A 16917-nucleotide genomic window follows, 5' to 3' on the forward strand; every position below is an offset into this window, starting at 1 on the left:
GTCCCACTCCTTCCCATCCCGAACAGGACAGTGAAACGAGTCAGCGCCGATGATAGTGCGGATTCCCGTGTGAAAGTAGGTCATCGTCAGGCTATTATTCAAAGCCAACCCCCATCAGTGAAAGCTGGTGGGGGTTTCGCTTTTGGGGAGCAAAGCAGCAAACGCAGCAGACGCAGCAAAGGGCTGTAAATGCCAAATGCTGCGGAACTCGTTCTGGCTGTGAGCATGTTCTCGGCGTACGTGCAAGCCGCTTGTCGGGGCGTATCGCTCTCCGGTCTGACCTGCCCCCACAACCCGTGCCAGTCGATTTGAGGAATCCGCTGTTAAAGGAGATTACTCCTGGGTTTGCTGCGGCGCCGGCACGGCGCCGCCGGTTGTTTGACGATGCTGGGCCGCGAACTTCGCCGGCGGCATCCGCCCGCAGCTGCTGTGCGGTCGCACCTCGTTGTAGTCGGTCCGCCAGCGCGCGATCTCGACACGCGCCTGCTTCAGGCTCTGGAACCAGTGTTCGTTGAGGCACTCGTCGCGGAACTTGCCGTTGAAGCTCTCGATGTAGGCGTTCTGTGTGGGCTTGCCCGGCTGGTTGAGGATGTGGCGCACGCCCTTGGCCTGCGCCCAGGCCATGAAGGCGCGGCTGGTGAACTCCGGCCCCTGGTCGGTTCTCACGGCCTGCGGGTAGCCCCGGAACCGCGCCACCTGGTCCAGCACGCGCACGACGTACTCGCCACCAATGCCGTGATCGACGGCGATGTCCACGCACTCGTGGCTGAAGTCGTCGGTCACGGTCAGGCACTTGATACGCCGCCCGCTGGCCAGGCTGTCGCTGACGAAGTCCATGCTCCACACCTCGTTGATCGTCTGGCACTCGTGCAGCGGTACGCGCTCGAGCTTTAAGCGCTGCTTGCCGCGGCGCTTGCGCACTGACAGATCAGCCAGTTTGTAGAGCCGGTACACGCGTTTGTCGTTGATCTTCGTGCCTGCCGCGCGCAGCAAATCGCCGATGCGCCGATAGCCGAAGCGCCGCCGCTCGTGAGCCAGCTCGACGATGCGCTGGCTCGTCGCCTGGTCCTGCTGCACACGCTGAGGCGGATGCCGCCAGCTGTCGCGAGACAAGCCCACCAACGCGCAGGCGCGCCGTTCACTGATCGAGGTCGATTCCAACATCATGCCCACCGCGCGTCGCTTCGCCGGTGGGCTCAGCGCTTTACGCCGAAGGCCACCTTCAGCGCCTCGTTGTCCAGCACGGCCTCGGCCAGCAGCTTCTTGAGTCGGTTGTTCTCGGCTTCCAGGTCGCGCAGCCGCTTGGCGTCGCTGGCCTCCATGCCGCCGAACTTGGCACGCCACTTGTAGAAGGTTGCCGAGCTGAAGCCCTCTCGGCGGCACAGGTCCGCCACGCTCATGCCGGCATCGGCCTGCTTGATGAACCCGATGACTTGCTCGTCTGTGAATCTGCTCTTGCGCATCGCGCTTCCTCTCGGTTGCGCGGATTCTTCTCTATTGGCGTCGTACGGGTGGCGGGTTGCAGGTCAGCGTTGACTTGCCCCTCTCCGCAAGCAGTGCGATTCACGTTTCCCGGGGCCAGCCCTCGCGCTTGAGCCCATCCACGACCGTGGGATGTTTGGCGAAGCTCGCTTCGACAGACTGTTGGACGATGTCGTACAACGGTCGGATCATGGGACGAAGGTTCTCGACGACCTTGCTTGAGCTCAGCAGCGACGGTACGCGTATGCCGCGGTGCTCGATCTCACCGCCAACGGTACGTATGTCAAAGCCGATGCGCGAGAAATGACTGGCCAGCCTGGGTTCCGTCAGCACGAAGACATGCTCCACTTGCAGGTGTCTCGCTACGGCTGCTGCTGCGAGGTAGAGGCTCACAGGGATGAAAGGGAAGCGGGGCAGCGGCTGGTCTAGTGCGAAGTTCGCTTCAGACGCCGAGGTCATCGCCATGTTTTGTTCGCCCTTGCGCTGGCGAAACGCGCTGACCACAGCGAGCCGCGACACTTCCCCAATGGTGTCGCGCGGGAGTTGGCTCGGATCTACCAAGCTGCGATCCAAAACGTGTCGGCAACTGTCCTCAAAGGGCAACTCTTCCTGCCCCTTCGCGAGGATCAGTCGAGTACAGCCCACAGGTTCGCCGGTGCCTTGCTTGCGCAACAGGCAATGCACCGAGTGCCTGTCTGCTGCGTCAGTCTCCATGCCGTCAGCGCGGATGGGTTCCCAGCCAAGGTCGCGGCAGTAGACGTCATGGCGGATCCGATAAACTTCGTTGCGATCTTCGGCGGTAAGTGCCGGCGCGATGGTGAAGTACTTCTGAAAAGCTCCGGCCAGATCCCTGGTTTCCTGCGGATCAGTCATGAAGTGCCCCCTTGATTGTTGCTGCATGGTAGCAAGCCATGCTGGTGCATTCACTCGATGTTCTGCACCTGTTCGCGCATTTGTTCGATGGCGACTTTCATCTCGACGGACACGTTGGTCAGTTCGAGCGCTGCGGATTTCGAACCCAAGGTGTTGGCTTCGCGATGAAGCTCCTGAATCAGGAAGTCCAGTCGCTTCCCGAGCTCGCCGCCTTTTTTCAACAGGCGGCTGAGTTCATCGAGATGGGCGCGTAGCCGTCCCAGTTCTTCGGCGACGTCGATGCGGATGGCAAACGCTGCAGCCTCGTTCAGCGCCCGCTCTTGCAGTGCCTCTTGCGGTACGGTGCCGGCAGCGCTTGTGGCTGCCAGGGCCTCCTGCCAGCGTTCGAGGAAGCGTTGTTGCTGGCGGGCGACGACGGCCGGCAGCAGGGGCTCGGCTTCGTCAGCCAGCTCGCGCAGGCGCTTTATTCGCTCAGTCAGGATGAGCACGAGCTTTTCACCCTCGCGCTTGCGCGATTCGGCAAGGCCTTCGACGCAGGCCTTGGCGGCCTCCAGCGTCGGGCCGTCGAGTTGGGCTGTCGTGCTGCCGCCAGCCTTGCACCAGTTCAAGGCTTCGTGAACTGAAAGCGGCGCCGCTTGCGGAAGCCAGGTGCGTACCTTGGACTCCAGATTGGCCAGGCGATTCAGCTGCTCGGGGTGAGGCTGCGGCCAGCTGCCGTCTGCCTCGCGCTGCGTGTTGATCCGCAGTTCGATCTTGCCGCGTTTGAATCGTGAGGCGATGAGCTCGCGCAGTTGCGGTTCCAGCCCGCGCAACTCTTCCGGCATGCGCAGGGACAAGTCGAGGAAGCGGCCGTTCACCGAGCGCAACTCAACGCTCACGCTCGCTTGTGAAAGTGTGGTGCCGTCGTCGGCCTTAGGGGGCTGTGCCGTGGAATTGGCGTACCCGGTCATGCTGTAGACTGGCATTTCGCACTCGCATAAACAGACAAAACGCGATTATGTCCAAGCCGAAGCCGGCGCCATTGCCAGCAGGCACGGTGGTAGGGGGCTACCAGATCATCAAGCGGCTGGCGGCTGGCGGTTTCGGCGTGGTTTATCTGGCCGAAGACCCGGATCACCACCTTGTCGCGCTGAAGGAATATCTGCCCTCGTCGCTGGCCGAGCGTTCCCCTGGGGAGTTGACGCCGCGCGTCAAGCCCGAGAAGCAGCCGTTGTACCGCTTGGGGCTCAAGAGCTTCTTCGAAGAGGGGCGCTCGCTCGCGCAGATCTCGCACCCCAGCGTTGTCTCGGTACTGAATTTCCTACGCGAGAACGAGACCGTCTACATGGTCATGAACTACCTGCAGGGCGACACGCTGCAGGACTTCATCGTGACCGCGCGCGACATGAAGCGGGACAAGGTCTTCCGCGAGTCCACCATCCGCAGCCTGTTCGACGAGATCCTGCGCGGCCTGCGCATCGTGCACCAGCACAAGATGCTGCACCTGGACATCAAGCCGGCCAACATCTTCATCACCAACGACAACAAGGCCGTGCTGTTGGACTTCGGCGCCGCGCGTGAGGTGCTGAGCAAAGAGGGCAACTTCATCCGTCCGATGTACACGCCCGGCTTTGCGGCACCCGAGATGTACCGGCGCGACGGCTCGTTAGGGCCGTGGACTGACATCTATGCGATCGGCGCTTGCATCTACGCCTGCATGCAGGGCTATCCGCCCAACGATGCGCCGCAGCGCCTGGAGAAGGATCGCCTCAACCTGAGTCTGTCGCGTCTGCGCAATGTCTACTCCGACAACCTGCTCGAAGTGACCGAGTGGTGCATGTCGCTGGATCCGCTGTCGCGCCCGCAGAGTGTGTTCGCGTTGCAGAAGGAGCTCGCTCGTGAGACCGAGCGGCGCTACACCAAGCTCAGTTTCAGCGAGCGCCTGAAACTCCAACTGGAAAACTTGAAGTCCGGGGCAAAAGCTTGAGATTCAGCGTCTTCCAAGTCAGTCGTCGCGGTGGCCGCGAGACCAACGAAGACCGCATGGGCTACTGCTTCACGCGGGAGGCCGGCTTGTTCGCGCTGGCTGACGGCATGGGCGGACATCCGGAAGGCGAGGTCGCCGCGCAGATTGCGCTGCAGACGTTGGCTGCGCTGTTCCAGCAGGACGCGCGCCCGGTGCTCGACGATCCGCAGCGCTTCCTGCAGGAAACCATCGTCATCGCCCATCACCAGTTGCTCCGCTACGCGGAGAGCAAGGGGCTGACCGATACGCCGCGCACCACCGTCGTTGCCTGCATCCTGCAGGGCAATCAGGCTTGGTGGGCGCATTGCGGCGACTCGCGGCTATACCTCGTGCGCAGTGGCAAGTTGATCGCGCGCACCCGCGACCACTCGTACTCCGAATTGCAGGAGGCGCTGGGGCGTGTGGGCCGTGGCACCGAGGCGTTCAACCGCAACGTGCTGTTCACCTGCCTGGGCAGCCCGGGCAAGCCCATGGTCGACTGCCAGGGGCCGCTGATCATGGAGCCGGGCGACCGCATTCTGTTGTGCTCCGACGGCCTGTGGGGCAGCGTCGCAGACCACGAGATCGTTCGCCAGATGGCCGACCTGGCCATTTCGGAATCCGTTCCGGAGTTGGTGGAGCAGGCGTTGCGCCGTGGTGGCGAGCGCAGTGACAACGTGACCGTGCTGTCCGTGGAGTGGGAGGGCGAGGGCGATCCCGCCGGTGACACCACGCAGAACCTCGGCAACTCCGGCTTCGCGTCCACCATCCAAGGCGCGCTCGATGCCGACCTCGTCGCCGGCATGGATGACGAGGAGATCGAGCGCTCGGTGCGCGAGATCAACGAGGCCATCCGCCAGTCCGGTCGCGGCCGGCATCGGCGCTAACTCTTTTCTTCCCGTCATGACCAAGACCTTCACGCGCAGCGCTGGCCGCGCCGCCAATCAATTGCGCCCGGTGCGCATCACCCGCGGTTTCACCGTGCATGCCGAGGGCTCCGTGCTCATCGAGTTCGGCTCGACACGCGTGCTCTGCACCGCCTCGGTGGAAGAGCGCGTGCCGCCGCACAAGCGCGGCTCGGGCGAGGGCTGGGTGACGGCCGAGTACGGCATGCTGCCGCGCGCCACGCACACCCGCAGCGACCGCGAGGCCGCCAAGGGCAAGCAGAGCGGGCGCACGCAGGAGATCCAGCGCCTCATCGGCCGCTCACTGCGCGCTGTGTTCGACCTGGCCGCGCTCGGTGAGCGCACCATCACGCTGGACTGTGACGTGCTGCAGGCCGACGGCGGCACACGCACGGCGGCCATCACCGGCGCCTTCGTGGCCGCGACGGATGCCGTCAACAAGCTGATCGCGGAAAGCAAGCTGTCGCGCTCGCCGATCAAGGACTCGGTGGCGGCCATCTCGGTCGGCATCGTCGACGGCTTGCCGCTGCTGGATCTGGAGTACACCGAGGACTCGGCCTGCGACACGGACATGAATGTCGTCATGACCGGCTCCGGCGGCTTCGTCGAACTGCAGGGCACGGCCGAAGGCGTTGTGTTCACGCGCGATGAGATGAACGCCCTGCTCGACCTGGCGGACAAGGGCATCCGTGAGCTGATCGCTTTGCAGAAGTCGGCATGAAGCTCGTCCTGGCCTCCAACAACGCCAAGAAGCTCGTCGAGCTGCAGGCCTTGTTCGCACCGCTTGGCATCGAGCTGGTGAACCAGGGCAGCTTGGGCATTCCGGAGGCAGAGGAGCCCTTCGACACCTTTGCCGAAAACGCCTTGGCCAAGGCCCGCCATGCGGCCAGGCTCAGCGGCCTGCCGGCGCTGGCCGACGACTCTGGCATCAGCGTCGACGCGCTGGGCGGCGCACCGGGCGTGCGCTCGGCCCGCTATGCGCTGGATGCGGGCGGCGAGAAGAGCGATGCCGCCAACAACGAGCGCTTGCTGCGCGAGCTGAGCGGTATCGGCGACCGGCGCGCACGCTTCGTTTGTGCGCTGGTGGCGGTGCGCAGCGCCGACGACCCCGAGCCGTTGATCGCGATGGGCCGATGGATGGGAGAAATCCTGACCACGCCGAGCGGCGAGGGCGGTTTCGGCTACGACCCGTTGATGCACATTCCGGCCCTCGGGCAGACCGTGGCCAGCCTGGGCGCCGCCGTCAAAAACCAGCACAGCCATCGCGCGCTGGCCGCGGTGCAGCTCATCCAGCAGTTCCGCGAGGTCTGGTACCTCGGCTGACGACATGGCCGACCTCCAGCACCTCATGCGTCCGGGCACGCTGCAGCTGCCCGCGCTGCCGCCCTTGGCGCTCTACGTGCACCTGCCGTGGTGTCTGCGCAAGTGTCCGTACTGCGACTTCAACTCGCATGAGGTGAAGAACGGCGGGCTGACCATCGACACGGCCGAGGCTTACCTCGCAGCACTGCGCGCCGATCTCGAAGCGGCGTTGCCGCTGATCTGGGGCCGCCCCATCGTCAGCATCTTCATCGGCGGCGGCACACCGAGCCTGTTCAACCCCGAGCAGATCGCGCAGCTGATCTCCGACCTGCGCGCCCGCCTGCCGCTGGAGCCGGGCTGCGAGATCACGCTGGAGGCCAACCCTGGCACCTTTGAGCGCGAGCGCTTTGCGGGCTTTCGCCAGGCGGGCGTCACGCGCCTGTCGGTGGGTGTGCAGAGCTTCGACGACGCGCAGCTGAAGACCTTGGGCCGTGTGCACAGTGCCACGCAGGCGCGCGAGGCGCTGGCCGAGGCGGCCGGCGCGTTCGACACCTGGAACCTCGACCTGATGTATGCGCTCCCGGGCCAGACGCTGGACGAGCTGGCTCGCGAGTTGGACACGGCGCTGAGCTTCAAGCCGCCGCACCTGTCCATCTATCACCTGACCATCGAGCCCAACACGGTGTTCGCGACGCGCACGCCCGAGCACCTGCCCGATCCGGACCTGGCCAGCGACATGCTGGACCTCATCACCGCAAAGACCGGTGCGCAGGGGCTGTCGCGCTACGAGGTCTCGGCCTACGCACGCGACGGCCACCGCTGCGCGCACAACCTGAACTACTGGCAGTTCGGCGACTACCTCGGCATCGGCGCCGGGGCGCACAGCAAGCTGAGCTTCCCGAACCGCGTGCTGCGCCAGGTGCGCTGGCGTGAGCCGGCGGCCTTCATGGCCCAAGACAACAAGGTCAGCAACGAGCACGAGGTGGCCCGCAAGGACCTGCCGTTCGAGTTCATGCTGAACGCGCTGCGGCTCAAGGAGGGCGTGACCGTGACGCAGTTCCTGGAGCGCACCGGGCTGCCGCCGTCCAGCATTGGCAAGGCACTGGAGACGGCCCGTGGGCGTGGCCTGCTGGCGGCTGACCCCGCGCGCATCCAGCCCACCGAGCGCGGCTTCGATTTCCTCAGCGACCTGCAGCAGCTGTTTCTCTGAGCGGGCGCCGCCGCGCCGCTGTCGCGATCAGCGCGCGCGGCGCGACCGGGCGGCGATGCCTGCCACGCCCAGGCCGGCCAGCATCAGCCAGGCGGCGGCAGGCTCTGGCACCACGCTCACGTAGACCTTGTCCAGCCCGTAGGCCTCGTCCAGTCCGGTCACCGTCAGTGTGACCTGCGTGAACGCGACGTCCTGTGTGAAGCCGAAGAACAGCCGCTGACCTTCGCCCACCAGCGGCGGGAACTGCGCGACCAGCGCGCCGCCTGAAAAAGCCCCGGCGTTGGTTTGCAGGCGCACCTCGCCCGCCACCTCGCCGAGATCAGTCAGGTACAGGCCGAAGCTGGTGCTCGGTGTGGCCAGCGTGAAGCTGAGACTGCCTGGCGCAGCATCCGCCAAGTAGACAGAGAGGTACTGGCTGCCATCGACCGCCGCTGAGCCATAGCCGGGTGATGGCGCGTTGGCGGCCGTCTGCACGCCGATGGGGGCATTTCCCGTGCTGACGGTGAAGTGGGGGGTGACCACGGGGGCCATCGTGCGGCCGCGGCCGGCCAGCGTTTCGAAGCTCTCGATCACCGTCGCGCCGGCTGCTGCGACAAAGGCCTGCTCGGTGTTGAAGGACGTGTCGGCCGCGTGCGCGCTGAAGGCGCTGAGCAAGGCGAGCGCGGTGAAGGTGGAAAGGGGCAGCTTCATGAACGGGTCTCCGTGGCGAAGCGCGCACCCTAACCGAGCCCGCGCCCCGCGGACGCCGTTGAACTAGGGATCAGACGCGGTTCAGCGACATGCCCGACGTAGCCCGCAGTCGCTCCAGCACTTTGCCGGCGATCTGGTTGAGCGGCAGCACCTCGTCGGCCGCGCCGGCCGCGATGGCCTCGCGCGGCATGCCGAAGACGACGCAACTGGCCTCGTCCTGGCAGTAGTTGTAAGAGCCAGCGTCCTTCATCACCTTCATGGCGCGGGCGCCATCGGCGCCCATGCCGGTGAGCATGATGCCGATGGCGTTCTGGCCCACCACGCGCGCGGCGGACAGGAACAGCGCCTCGACCGATGGCTTGTGGCGGTTGATGGGGTCGCCATCCTGCACGCGGGCGATGTAGTTCGCGCCGCTGCGTTCCACCGTCAGGTGCAGGCCCCCGGGCGCGATGTAGCCGTGGCCGGGCAGGATGCGCTCGCCGTCCTGGGCTTCCTTCACGCGGATCTTGCACAGGCCGTCCAGCCGCGCCGCGTAGCTCTTGGTGAAGCCGGGCGGCATGTGCTGCGTGATGACGACGGCCGGGCTGTCGGCCGGCAGGTTGACCAGCACGTCCTTGGTGGCCTCGGTGCCGCCGGTGGAGGCGCCGATGAAGATGAGCTTCTCGGTGGACGCGCGGCCCAGGCTCGCCATCGTCACCGGCTTGGCTGCTGCAGGCGCCGCTGCTCCGGCCGCCGGTGGCGGCGGTGCGCGGCGGATGTGGGCCTTGGCGGCGATGCGGATCTTGTCGGTGATGTCCTGCGCCAGCAATCGGATGCCGTCTGCCACGCCGATTTTGGGCTTGGCGACGAAGTCCACCGCACCGAGTTCCAGGGCCTTCAGCGTGACCTCGGCGCCGCGCTCGGTCAACGTGGACACCATCACCACCGGCATGGGGCGCAGCCGCATCAGGCGCGACAGGAAGTCCAGCCCGTCCATGCGTGGCATTTCTACGTCCAGCGTGATGACGTCCGGGTTCAGGTTGCGGATCATCTCGCGCGCCAGCAGGGGGTCGGCGGCCGCGCCGATGCATTCCATGTCGGTCTGGCGGTTGATGATTTCGGTGAGGATGGAGCGCACCAGCGCCGAGTCGTCCACCACCACGACCTTGGTCTTGGCCATGGTTGTCTCTCCTTAGAACAGGTCGATGGAGCCGCCGCTGCTGGCGACCGGCTGTACCTTCTGAATGGCCGCCTTGTCCTGTTGGACCAGTGCGTCCGTGTTGGTCGGGGCCAGGCGCTTCACCATGGCCTTGCCGCTGGCCGGCAGGAAGCAGACCTTGCGCGGGTAAACATCCATCACGTCCTTGGACACGATGGGGATGCGTTCGAGCTTCAGGAAGTCGATGACGAAGTTGGTGTTGCGCTCGCCGACATTCAGCGAGTTCATGCCCGAGATCACGGCGCCACCGCCGAAGATCTTGGCCTCCATGCGTGACTTGACGGCGCCGCGCTTCATCATCTCGTTGATCAGCAGTTCCATCGCGAACGAGCCATAGCGGCCCGAGTCGCCGTTGCCCTCGGGCAGCATGAAGTGGTTCATGCCCCCCACCTTGGCGACGCGATCCCACAGACAGGCGGCGATGCAGGAGCCCAGCGTCGTCATAACCAGCAGGTCCTCCTGGTCGACGAAGTACTCGCCGGGCAGGATCTTCACGGCTGCGTTCTTGAAGTGCGCGTCGTAGAAGAAGAACGAGGCCTCGCCCTGCTTGCGCGGCTGGGTCTTGAGTTGGTTGACCTTGGCGAGTGCGGCTGGGTTGCCGAGGGTCGATGCGGTGGCGAGAGGCGTGCTCATGGATCAGACCCGTTCGTAAATCGTCTTGCCGCGCAGCTTGAACAGGTCGCGCGATTCGGTGAAGTTCTCGGAATGGCCCACAAAGAGCAGGCCGCCAGGCCGCATGACGCGGTGGATGCGCTCCAGCACCTTTCGCTGGGTGGGCGCATCGAAATAGATCATGACGTTGCGGCAGAACACCATGTGAAAGGGGTCGCCGAGCTGCCACTGCGTGTCCATCAGGTTCAGCGGCCGGAAATCCACCCAGCGCTGCAACTCGGGCTTGACGCGGATCTTGCCGGCGTTGGCACCCGTGCCGCGCATGAAGAAGTTCTTCAGCCGCGTGGCGTCCAGGCCGCGCGCGTCGGCGTTGTAGACGCCGCGCCGCGCGGTGGCCAGCACATTGGTATCGATGTCGCTGGCGACGAGCTGCACAGAGGCGCCGGCCCCCAGAGCCTCGCTGCACGTCATCAGGATGGAATAGGGCTCTTCACCGGTCGACGCCGCGCAGCACCAGATGCGCACTTGCTTGCCGACGTAGGGCTGGAGGTCATCTTTCAACGCGTGGAAGTGATGATCCTCGCGGAAGAAGGAGGTCAGGTTGGTGGTCAGGCAGTTGACGAACTCCTGCCATTCCGCCGCCGAGTTGGAGGCCTCCAGCCACTGCAGGTAGCTGGCAAAGCTGCGGTGTCCCGTCTCGCGCAGGCGCCGTGACAGTCGGCTGTAGACCATCGCATGCTTGCCGTCGTGCAGGCTGATACCGGCGTGCTTGTAGATCAGCTCGCGCACACGGTCAAAGTCGGCCTTGCTGAAGCTGAACTCGTGGTCTTCGTTGCCTTGGGCGAGGTCGGGTGCGGGCATGTCGTGGAGGAGTACTTGTGGGCGCTCGCAGCAGATGTGGCGGGTCAGGCCCATTCTGCACCGCAGCCCCGTCATCCTCGGGGTGGGTTCGGCCCAGCATAGTGCAAACAGTCCGAGGGAACGTGCCTGTTTCACGACCTGCTGATGCCAGGGCCGCTGCTAGACTGACCGAAAGCGCATCCGCGCTGTTCCTGACCGCCCGCAACGCCTTGGAAAACCGCTCGCCCGCTCCTGCATTGATCGACGCCTGTGCGCTTGATCTGGGCCTGGCCCTGCAACTGCTCCAGCAGGCCGGGGCAATGCTGCCGGATGAGGCGCCGGGCAGCGTTGCCTGGTTGCAGGCCATCGTGGACGCCCTGTGTGATCTGTCGAGCAAGGACGCGCTGAGCGGCCTCGTGAACCGCCGCAGCTTTGAGATGGCCCTGGCGCGGGAGGCGGATCGCGTGGCGCGTGCCGGCGAGCCGGCGCTGTTGCTGATGCTGGACATCGACCACTTCAAGGCGGTCAACGACAACCATGGCCACCAGGCCGGTGATCAGGTGATCCGCGCCGTCGCGCAGGCCGTCGTGCAGGCCGTGCGTCCTATGGATCTCGTGGCGCGCGTGGGCGGCGAGGAGTTCGCCATCATCCTGCCCAACTGCGCCACACATGTGGGCGTGCTCGTCGCCGAGCGGGTGCGCGAGCGGGTGTCCCAGTTGGCCATCGAGGTCAGCCCAGGCCAGGTGCTGGGCGTCACGGTCAGCCTGGGAGGGGCTTTCGCACCGCCCTGGGTGCGCTCATCCCCGCTGCTGTGGACGGAGCGGGCCGACCGCCAGCTCTACCGAGCCAAGGCTGAGGGCCGCAACCGCGCCTGCCTTGAACCCCAGGTCGATTCTCTGGTCAGTGCCGAAGAAAAGGGCATGTTGTTCGCCTCCCCCATTCTTGAAATGCAACAGGACCTGCCATGAGCACGAACACCGATCCTGCTGCTGTACGCCCGCCGCGCGCCGGCGCCCGTACGCTGGCTGTGACCAGCGGCAAGGGAGGCGTGGGCAAGACCTTCGTCACCGCCAACCTGGCGGCGGCGCTGGCCGCGCGCGGCCAGAAGGTGCTGGTGCTGGATGCCGACCTCGGCCTGGCCAACCTCGACGTGGTGCTGAACCTGCACCCCAAGCTGACGCTGCATGACGTCTTCACCGAGAAGGCCACGCTGGAGCAGGCCATCCTGCCCGCGCCTGGCGGCTTCAGTGTGTTGCTGGCCGGCTCGGGCATGGTGGAGTACTCGCGCCTCACGCCCGAGGTGCGCGACAAACTGCTGCACATCATCGACCTCGTGAAGCCGCGCTTTGACTGGGTGCTGCTCGACACCGGTGCAGGCATCTCCGATGTGGTGCTGTTCGCGATCTCGCTCGCGGCGGACGTCCTCGTGGTCGCCACGCCCGAGCCCACGTCCCTGACGGACGCATACGCCACCATCAAGGTGCTTGCCACCCAGCAGGAGCGCCGCCATGTGGGCCTGCTGGTTAACCAGGCCAACCGCGTGGGCGAGGGCAAGCTGATCTGCGGCCAGTTGCAGCAGGTGCTGCAGCGCTTTGTCGGGCCGGCGCCCGGGCAGGGGTTCAAGCTGGAATTGCTGGGCGAGGTGCGGGCCGATCCAGCCGTGCGCCAAGCAGTGCTCAAGCGCCAGCTGATGCTCGAGAACTACCCGGGCTGCGACGCTGCGCAGGCCATCAAGGCCCTGGCCACCAAGCTCCTTGGCTGACGCGCAACCGACCACGGCGTTCGAGTGGCTGGGCGGCGAGGGCCGCGTGCGCGAACTCGTCGACCGCTTCTACGATCTGATGGACCTCGAGCCTGCCTACGCGCGCTTGCGTGCGGCGCATGGCGATTCGCTGGACACAGCGCGCGACAAGCTGTTCTGGTTCCTGTGCGGCTGGCTGGGTGGGCCCGATCACTACATCAGCCGTTTTGGCCACCCGCGGCTGCGGGCCCGTCACCTGCCGTTTCGCATCGGCATTGCCGAGCGCGATGAATGGGTCGCCTGCATGAGCCAGGCCATGCAGGAGATCGACGTGGACCCGGCCTTGCGTGAGCGCTTGGCGGAGTCCTTCGCCGGCACGGCCGACTGGATGCGCAACGTCGGCGGCTGACGCGCTGGAGTGCACCGGCCGCCAACGGCTTGCGCTTGATCAGTCGACGCGGAACGCGAAGTCCTGCTGGAACATCGCGTCGCCCTGGCACGCATAGCCGGCCAGCGCTGACTCCACCGAGCGCTGCAACGCGCGCCGCGTCTTGCCGTCGAGCACGCCTTGCGTGACGCGCACATCGGCGCCGACGACGCGGCCGCCGCGAACGGTGGCGACGACCTGCAGCACCGCCTCGCCAGTCCAGCTGATCGCTGGCACCTCCGGCCTGGGCATCACGGAGCACACCGCCCCGGGCGCCTGCACCTGGGGCCGGGCAACGGCCGGCTGGGCCGGGGGCAGGCCTTGCGCAGGCATGGGGCGTGCAGGTGTCGGGGTGGCCTCGGCAGGCGCCACGACGGCGCTGGGCGCGGCCGACTCCTGCGGCGCGACGATGTCGACCACCGGCGGTTGCAGCTGGATCACGGGCACGTCGCGCAGCAGCGGCTGGTCGGCGCGCAGCGGCTCGGGCCTGGGCAGTTCGGGCGCTGCCTCGGGCGGCAGTGGCTTGAGCACGATGTTGCCGGGCGGCTTGGGCTCTGGGCGTACGAGGCCTGCGCTCAGCGCATAGATGCCGGCCAGGTGCAGCGCCAGCACCAGCCCGATGCCCAGGTAACTCCTGGGCTGCGGCGCACGGTGGGTTAGGGCGTGGGACGGGCTCATGGACTCTCCTCTCGACGGTGGGGAAACCAGTGGTCGCGCGTGGCGCCTCGTGCCCAGGCTACTGCGGCCTAACGGCGCGGGTCAATGGCGTCGCGCCCCGTGTCGGCCGCGCAACGTGAGGTGGCGGCGGGCCCGGGCGTCAGTGCTGTGTCAGGCGCTGCCCGACAGCAGCACGATGAGGGCGCCCGCGCCGCCATCGCAGGCGCGCGCCTGAACGAAGGCCAGTACCTCGTTCTTCTGCACCAGCCAGCGCCGCACGCGGCCCTTGAGCACCGGCTCGCGCCCAGGCGAGCCGTGGCCCTTGCCATGCACGACACGCACGCAGCGCAGGCCGCGACGCGCCGCGTCATGGATGAAGAGACTCAGCGCCTCGCGCGCGCCGTCGCGCCGCAGGCCGTGCAGGTCCAGCTGCGCCTGCAGCGCCCAGTGGCCGCGGCGCAGCTTGCGCACCACCTCCAGGCTGATGCCCTCGCGGCGGAAGGACAGCGTTTCGTCGGTTTCCAGCAGGCTCTCGATGTCGATCTCGTCCGACAGTGCCTGCAGCAGCACGGCGCGCTCGTCGGCTTCGCGCTGGCGCGGCTCGGGCGCGGGTTGCGCCACATCGTGCAGCACGCGGTCGACGCGGCGCAGGGGCGTTACCGGCCCGACGCTGAGTTCGAAGACGCGGCGCTCCTGCTCGGCCAGCCGCAAGGCCGCCGCCACGCGCTCGCGCTCGGCTTCCGCGGCCAGGCGCGCGGCGGCCAGTTCGCGGGCCAGCGGTTTCAGGTCGGCCAGGCTGCGGGCGACGCGGCTCACAGCAGACCCCGCTCGGCGAACGACAGTACCTCGCCCGCGCCGACGATGAAGTGGTCGACCACCCGCACATCCACCAGCGCGAGCGCCTGCGCGAGGTGGCGCGTCAGCGACTCGTCGGCGCGCGAGGGCTCCGCCACGCCGCTGGGGTGGTTGTGCGCCAGCACGACGGCGGCAGCGCCCAGCGCCAGCGCGCGCTTGACGACCTCGCGTGGATGCACCGTCGTGGCCGTCAGCGTGCCGTGGAACAGCGTCTCCATCGCAATGAGGCGCAGTTGCGCATCCAGGAACAGCACGGCGAACACCTCCTGCCCCAGGCCGCCCAGGTGCAGACGCAGGTAGGTCTTCACGGTGTCGACGTCGTTCATTGCCGGCTTCTCGGCCAGGCGCTGGTTCAGCGACCGCCGCGCAATTTCCAGCACGGCGGCGATCTCTGCCCGCTTGGCGGGCCCCAGGCCCTTGACCTTGCCCAGGTCCTGGACGCTGGCCGCCAACAGCCCCGCCCAGCCGCCGAAACGGTCCAGCAGGCTCTGCGCCAGCTGCAGCACGGGCATGCCCTTGAGCCCCGTGCGCAGCAGCAGCGCCAGCAGTTCGGCGTCTGCCAGCGCAGCCGGGCCGCGAGCGAGCAGCTTCTCGCGCGGACGGGCATCAGGGGGCAGGTGGGTCAGCGACATAAAATCGGCCGCAGTCTAGCCAAGCGTCCCTTCTCTCGCATGAACCCCATCCAGGCCGGGTCCTTTCTGACCCTGCATTACCGGCTCACGGGCCCGGACGGTGCCGACATCGTCAACACCTTTGACGACAAGCCCGCCACCTTGTCGCTCGGCGCCGGCCAGCTGGCGCCTGCCATCGAGGCGCGCCTGATCGGCCTGCCGGAGGGCGCGCACGAAACCTTCCAGCTTGCGGCTGGCGAAGCCTTCGGCGAGCGCAACCCCGAGCTGTTGCAGCGCGTGAAGCTCACGCTGCTGCGCCAGCTGGGCGACCCGGACGAGATTTACAACGTCGGCGACGTCGTGCAGTTCCCCGGCCCGGACGGGCAGGGCGGCTATGCCGGCGTCGTGCGCGAACTGGGCGACGAGTCGCTGCTGTTCGACTTCAACCATCCTCTCGCCGGTCAGTCGGTGAGCTTCGAAGTGCAAGTGATCGGCGTGCTGTGATGAACCCTGCTGTGCAACCCCAGGAAGTGCTGCTGGCCGAGCCGCGGGGCTTCTGCGCCGGCGTGGATCGGGCCATCGAGATCGTCGAGCGGGCGCTGGTCAAGTTCGGCGCGCCCATCTACGTGCGCCACGAGATCGTGCACAACACCTATGTCGTCAACGACCTGAAGTCGCGCGGCGCGATCTTCATCGAGGACCTGGCCGAGGTGCCGGCGGGCGCCACGCTGGTGTTCAGCGCGCACGGCGTCAGCCAGGAGGTGCGCCGCGAGGCCACCGCGCGCGGGTTCCAGATTTTTGACGCGACCTGTCCCTTGGTGACCAAGGTCCATGTCGAGGTGGCCAAGCTGCACCGCGAGGGCTACGAGTTCATCATGATCGGCCACAAGGGGCACCCCGAGGTCGAGGGCACGATGGGGCAACTGTCCGACGGCATCTTCCTGGTGGAAGAGGTCGAGGACGTCGCCAAGGTCGTCGTCAAGGACCAGAGCAAGCTGGCGGTGGTCACGCAAACCACGCTCAGCGTGGACGATGCGGCCGACATCCTGGCGGAGGTCAAGCGCGTGTTCCCGCAGGTGCGCGAGCCCAAGCAGCAGGACATCTGCTATGCCACGCAGAACCGCCAGGATGCCGTCAAGGTGCTGGCACCGCAGGTGGATGTGGTCATCGTGGTGGGCAGCCCGACAAGCTCCAACAGCAACCGGCTGCGTGAGTTGGCTGAACGGCTGGGCACGCCGGGCTACATGGTCGATGCCGCCGAAGACCTGCAGCCCGAATGGCTGGCGGGCCGCGCGCGCGTCGGGCTGACCGCTGGCGCCTCGGCGCCGGATGTGTTGGTGCAGGCCGTCATCGACCGCCTGCGTGCCTTGGGCGCGACAACCGTTCGCAGCCTGCCCGGTGTGGAGGAGCATGTGCGCTTCCCGCTGCCCATGGGCCTGGGCGACAAATCCATGGCCGAGGTCAGCGCGTCTCGATCTTGAAGCCGGTGCCTCACTGCATCCGGCGGCGCCTGACATCGGCGCCGCTTTC

Annotated in this window: 20 protein-coding genes and 1 rRNA gene; 11 read left to right on the top strand and 10 right to left on the bottom strand. The window is 66.7% G+C overall.

Annotated elements, in window-relative coordinates; translation table 11 throughout:
• A 5S ribosomal RNA gene (gene rrf / locus NYO99_RS21420) occupies nucleotides 1-92 on the top strand; the annotation flags it as partial.
• Between the two features lie 241 nt (nucleotides 93-333).
• Here rrf and NYO99_RS19595 read toward each other — a convergent pair.
• The 3 genes from NYO99_RS19595 to NYO99_RS19605 all read right to left on the bottom strand — a co-directional run bounded on the left by NYO99_RS19595 (nucleotide 334) and on the right by NYO99_RS19605 (nucleotide 3320).
• Nucleotides 334-1463, bottom strand: a protein-coding gene (locus NYO99_RS19595) for an IS3 family transposase (RefSeq protein WP_268168987.1) whose coding sequence is annotated in 2 segments (ribosomal slippage) — nucleotides 334-1202 and nucleotides 1202-1463 — 1131 coding nt in all. Because the reading frame shifts where the segments join, the coding sequence is not laid out codon by codon here.
• A 100-nt stretch (nucleotides 1464-1563) separates the two neighbouring features.
• Nucleotides 1564-2355 (bottom strand): PEP-CTERM/exosortase system-associated acyltransferase, encoded by a 792-nt coding sequence (locus tag NYO99_RS19600; protein ID WP_268168988.1) that lies wholly within the window; start codon nucleotides 2353-2355, stop codon nucleotides 1564-1566.
• 50 nt (nucleotides 2356-2405) lie between these two features.
• Nucleotides 2406-3320 (bottom strand): YicC/YloC family endoribonuclease, encoded by a 915-nt coding sequence (locus NYO99_RS19605; protein WP_268168989.1) that lies wholly within the window; start codon nucleotides 3318-3320, stop codon nucleotides 2406-2408.
• 32 nt (nucleotides 3321-3352) lie between these two features.
• Between NYO99_RS19605 and NYO99_RS19610 the strand changes: the two genes are divergently transcribed.
• From NYO99_RS19610 to hemW, 5 genes are read left to right on the top strand one after another with little or no spacing between them, the layout of a single operon-like run.
• Nucleotides 3353-4321: a serine/threonine protein kinase gene (locus tag NYO99_RS19610; protein ID WP_268168990.1), complete on the top strand. Its 969-nt coding sequence runs from the start codon at nucleotides 3353-3355 to the stop codon at nucleotides 4319-4321.
• Nucleotides 4318-5226, top strand: a complete 909-nt coding sequence (locus tag NYO99_RS19615) for a PP2C family protein-serine/threonine phosphatase (protein ID WP_268168991.1) — start codon at nucleotides 4318-4320, stop codon at nucleotides 5224-5226. The genes NYO99_RS19610 and NYO99_RS19615 overlap by 4 nt, the downstream gene beginning before the upstream one ends.
• A 16-nt stretch (nucleotides 5227-5242) precedes the next feature.
• A complete protein-coding gene (gene rph, locus NYO99_RS19620) occupies nucleotides 5243-5965 on the top strand; it encodes a ribonuclease PH (protein ID WP_268168992.1) in 723 nt (240 codons plus the stop codon).
• The gene (locus NYO99_RS19625) at nucleotides 5962-6567 is read left to right on the top strand and encodes a non-canonical purine NTP pyrophosphatase (RefSeq protein WP_268168993.1); all 606 of its coding nucleotides are present in this window, start codon (nucleotides 5962-5964) and stop codon (nucleotides 6565-6567) included. Before rph ends, NYO99_RS19625 begins: the two co-directional genes overlap by 4 nt.
• Before the next feature lie 4 nt (nucleotides 6568-6571).
• Nucleotides 6572-7756: a radical SAM family heme chaperone HemW gene (hemW, locus tag NYO99_RS19630; RefSeq protein ID WP_268168994.1), complete on the top strand. Its 1185-nt coding sequence runs from the start codon at nucleotides 6572-6574 to the stop codon at nucleotides 7754-7756.
• A 27-nt stretch (nucleotides 7757-7783) separates the two neighbouring features.
• Here the strand turns inward: hemW and NYO99_RS19635 are convergent, their stop codons facing one another.
• The 4 genes from NYO99_RS19635 to NYO99_RS19650 all read right to left on the bottom strand — a co-directional run bounded on the left by NYO99_RS19635 (nucleotide 7784) and on the right by NYO99_RS19650 (nucleotide 11117).
• Entirely contained in the window at nucleotides 7784-8446 is a 663-nt protein-coding gene (locus tag NYO99_RS19635) for a VPLPA-CTERM sorting domain-containing protein (RefSeq protein WP_268168995.1), read from the bottom strand.
• A gap of 70 nt (nucleotides 8447-8516) precedes the next feature.
• Nucleotides 8517-9605 carry a protein-glutamate methylesterase/protein-glutamine glutaminase gene (locus NYO99_RS19640; RefSeq protein ID WP_268168996.1) on the bottom strand — a complete coding sequence of 363 codons (1089 nt, stop codon included), beginning with the start codon at nucleotides 9603-9605 and terminating at the stop codon, nucleotides 8517-8519.
• 12 nt (nucleotides 9606-9617) lie between these two features.
• Nucleotides 9618-10277 (bottom strand): chemoreceptor glutamine deamidase CheD, encoded by a 660-nt coding sequence (gene cheD, locus NYO99_RS19645; protein ID WP_268168997.1) that lies wholly within the window; start codon nucleotides 10275-10277, stop codon nucleotides 9618-9620.
• Nucleotides 10278-10280: 3 nt separating this feature from the next.
• Nucleotides 10281-11117, bottom strand: a complete 837-nt coding sequence (locus NYO99_RS19650) for a CheR family methyltransferase (RefSeq protein WP_268168998.1) — start codon at nucleotides 11115-11117, stop codon at nucleotides 10281-10283.
• 101 nt (nucleotides 11118-11218) lie between these two features.
• Between NYO99_RS19650 and NYO99_RS19655 the strand changes: the two genes are divergently transcribed.
• Genes NYO99_RS19655 through NYO99_RS19665 form a run of 3 tightly spaced genes read left to right on the top strand, consistent with a single transcriptional unit; the run spans nucleotide 11219 to nucleotide 13246 of the window.
• A complete protein-coding gene (locus tag NYO99_RS19655) occupies nucleotides 11219-12064 on the top strand; it encodes a GGDEF domain-containing protein (protein WP_268168999.1) in 846 nt (281 codons plus the stop codon).
• Entirely contained in the window at nucleotides 12061-12858 is a 798-nt protein-coding gene (locus NYO99_RS19660) for a MinD/ParA family protein (protein ID WP_268169000.1), read from the top strand. Before NYO99_RS19655 ends, NYO99_RS19660 begins: the two co-directional genes overlap by 4 nt.
• On the top strand, nucleotides 12851-13246 hold the full coding sequence (locus NYO99_RS19665; RefSeq protein ID WP_268169001.1) for a group II truncated hemoglobin: 396 nt from the start codon (nucleotides 12851-12853) through the stop codon (nucleotides 13244-13246). Before NYO99_RS19660 ends, NYO99_RS19665 begins: the two co-directional genes overlap by 8 nt.
• A 39-nt stretch (nucleotides 13247-13285) precedes the next feature.
• Here the strand turns inward: NYO99_RS19665 and NYO99_RS19670 are convergent, their stop codons facing one another.
• From NYO99_RS19670 to radC, 3 genes are all read right to left on the bottom strand, one after another.
• Nucleotides 13286-13942, bottom strand: a complete 657-nt coding sequence (locus NYO99_RS19670; RefSeq protein WP_268169002.1) for a hypothetical protein — start codon at nucleotides 13940-13942, stop codon at nucleotides 13286-13288.
• 150 nt (nucleotides 13943-14092) lie between these two features.
• Nucleotides 14093-14737, bottom strand: a complete 645-nt coding sequence (locus tag NYO99_RS19675; protein WP_268169003.1) for a Smr/MutS family protein — start codon at nucleotides 14735-14737, stop codon at nucleotides 14093-14095.
• Nucleotides 14734-15408 (bottom strand): RadC family protein, encoded by a 675-nt coding sequence (radC, locus tag NYO99_RS19680; protein WP_268169004.1) that lies wholly within the window; start codon nucleotides 15406-15408, stop codon nucleotides 14734-14736. The genes NYO99_RS19675 and radC overlap by 4 nt, the downstream gene beginning before the upstream one ends.
• Before the next feature lie 39 nt (nucleotides 15409-15447).
• Here radC and NYO99_RS19685 point away from each other — a divergent pair, with 39 nt between their 5' ends.
• Both NYO99_RS19685 and ispH read left to right on the top strand, forming a co-directional pair.
• Entirely contained in the window at nucleotides 15448-15891 is a 444-nt protein-coding gene (locus NYO99_RS19685; protein ID WP_268169005.1) for an FKBP-type peptidyl-prolyl cis-trans isomerase, read from the top strand.
• Nucleotides 15891-16868 carry a 4-hydroxy-3-methylbut-2-enyl diphosphate reductase gene (gene ispH, locus NYO99_RS19690; RefSeq protein ID WP_268169006.1) on the top strand — a complete coding sequence of 326 codons (978 nt, stop codon included), beginning with the start codon at nucleotides 15891-15893 and terminating at the stop codon, nucleotides 16866-16868. Before NYO99_RS19685 ends, ispH begins: the two co-directional genes overlap by 1 nt.
• Nucleotides 16869-16917 lie beyond the last annotated feature (49 nt).

The sequence above is a fragment of the Roseateles hydrophilus genome (assembly GCF_026712245.1).
GTDB classification, from domain to species: domain Bacteria; phylum Pseudomonadota; class Gammaproteobacteria; order Burkholderiales; family Burkholderiaceae_C; genus Pelomonas; species Pelomonas hydrophilus.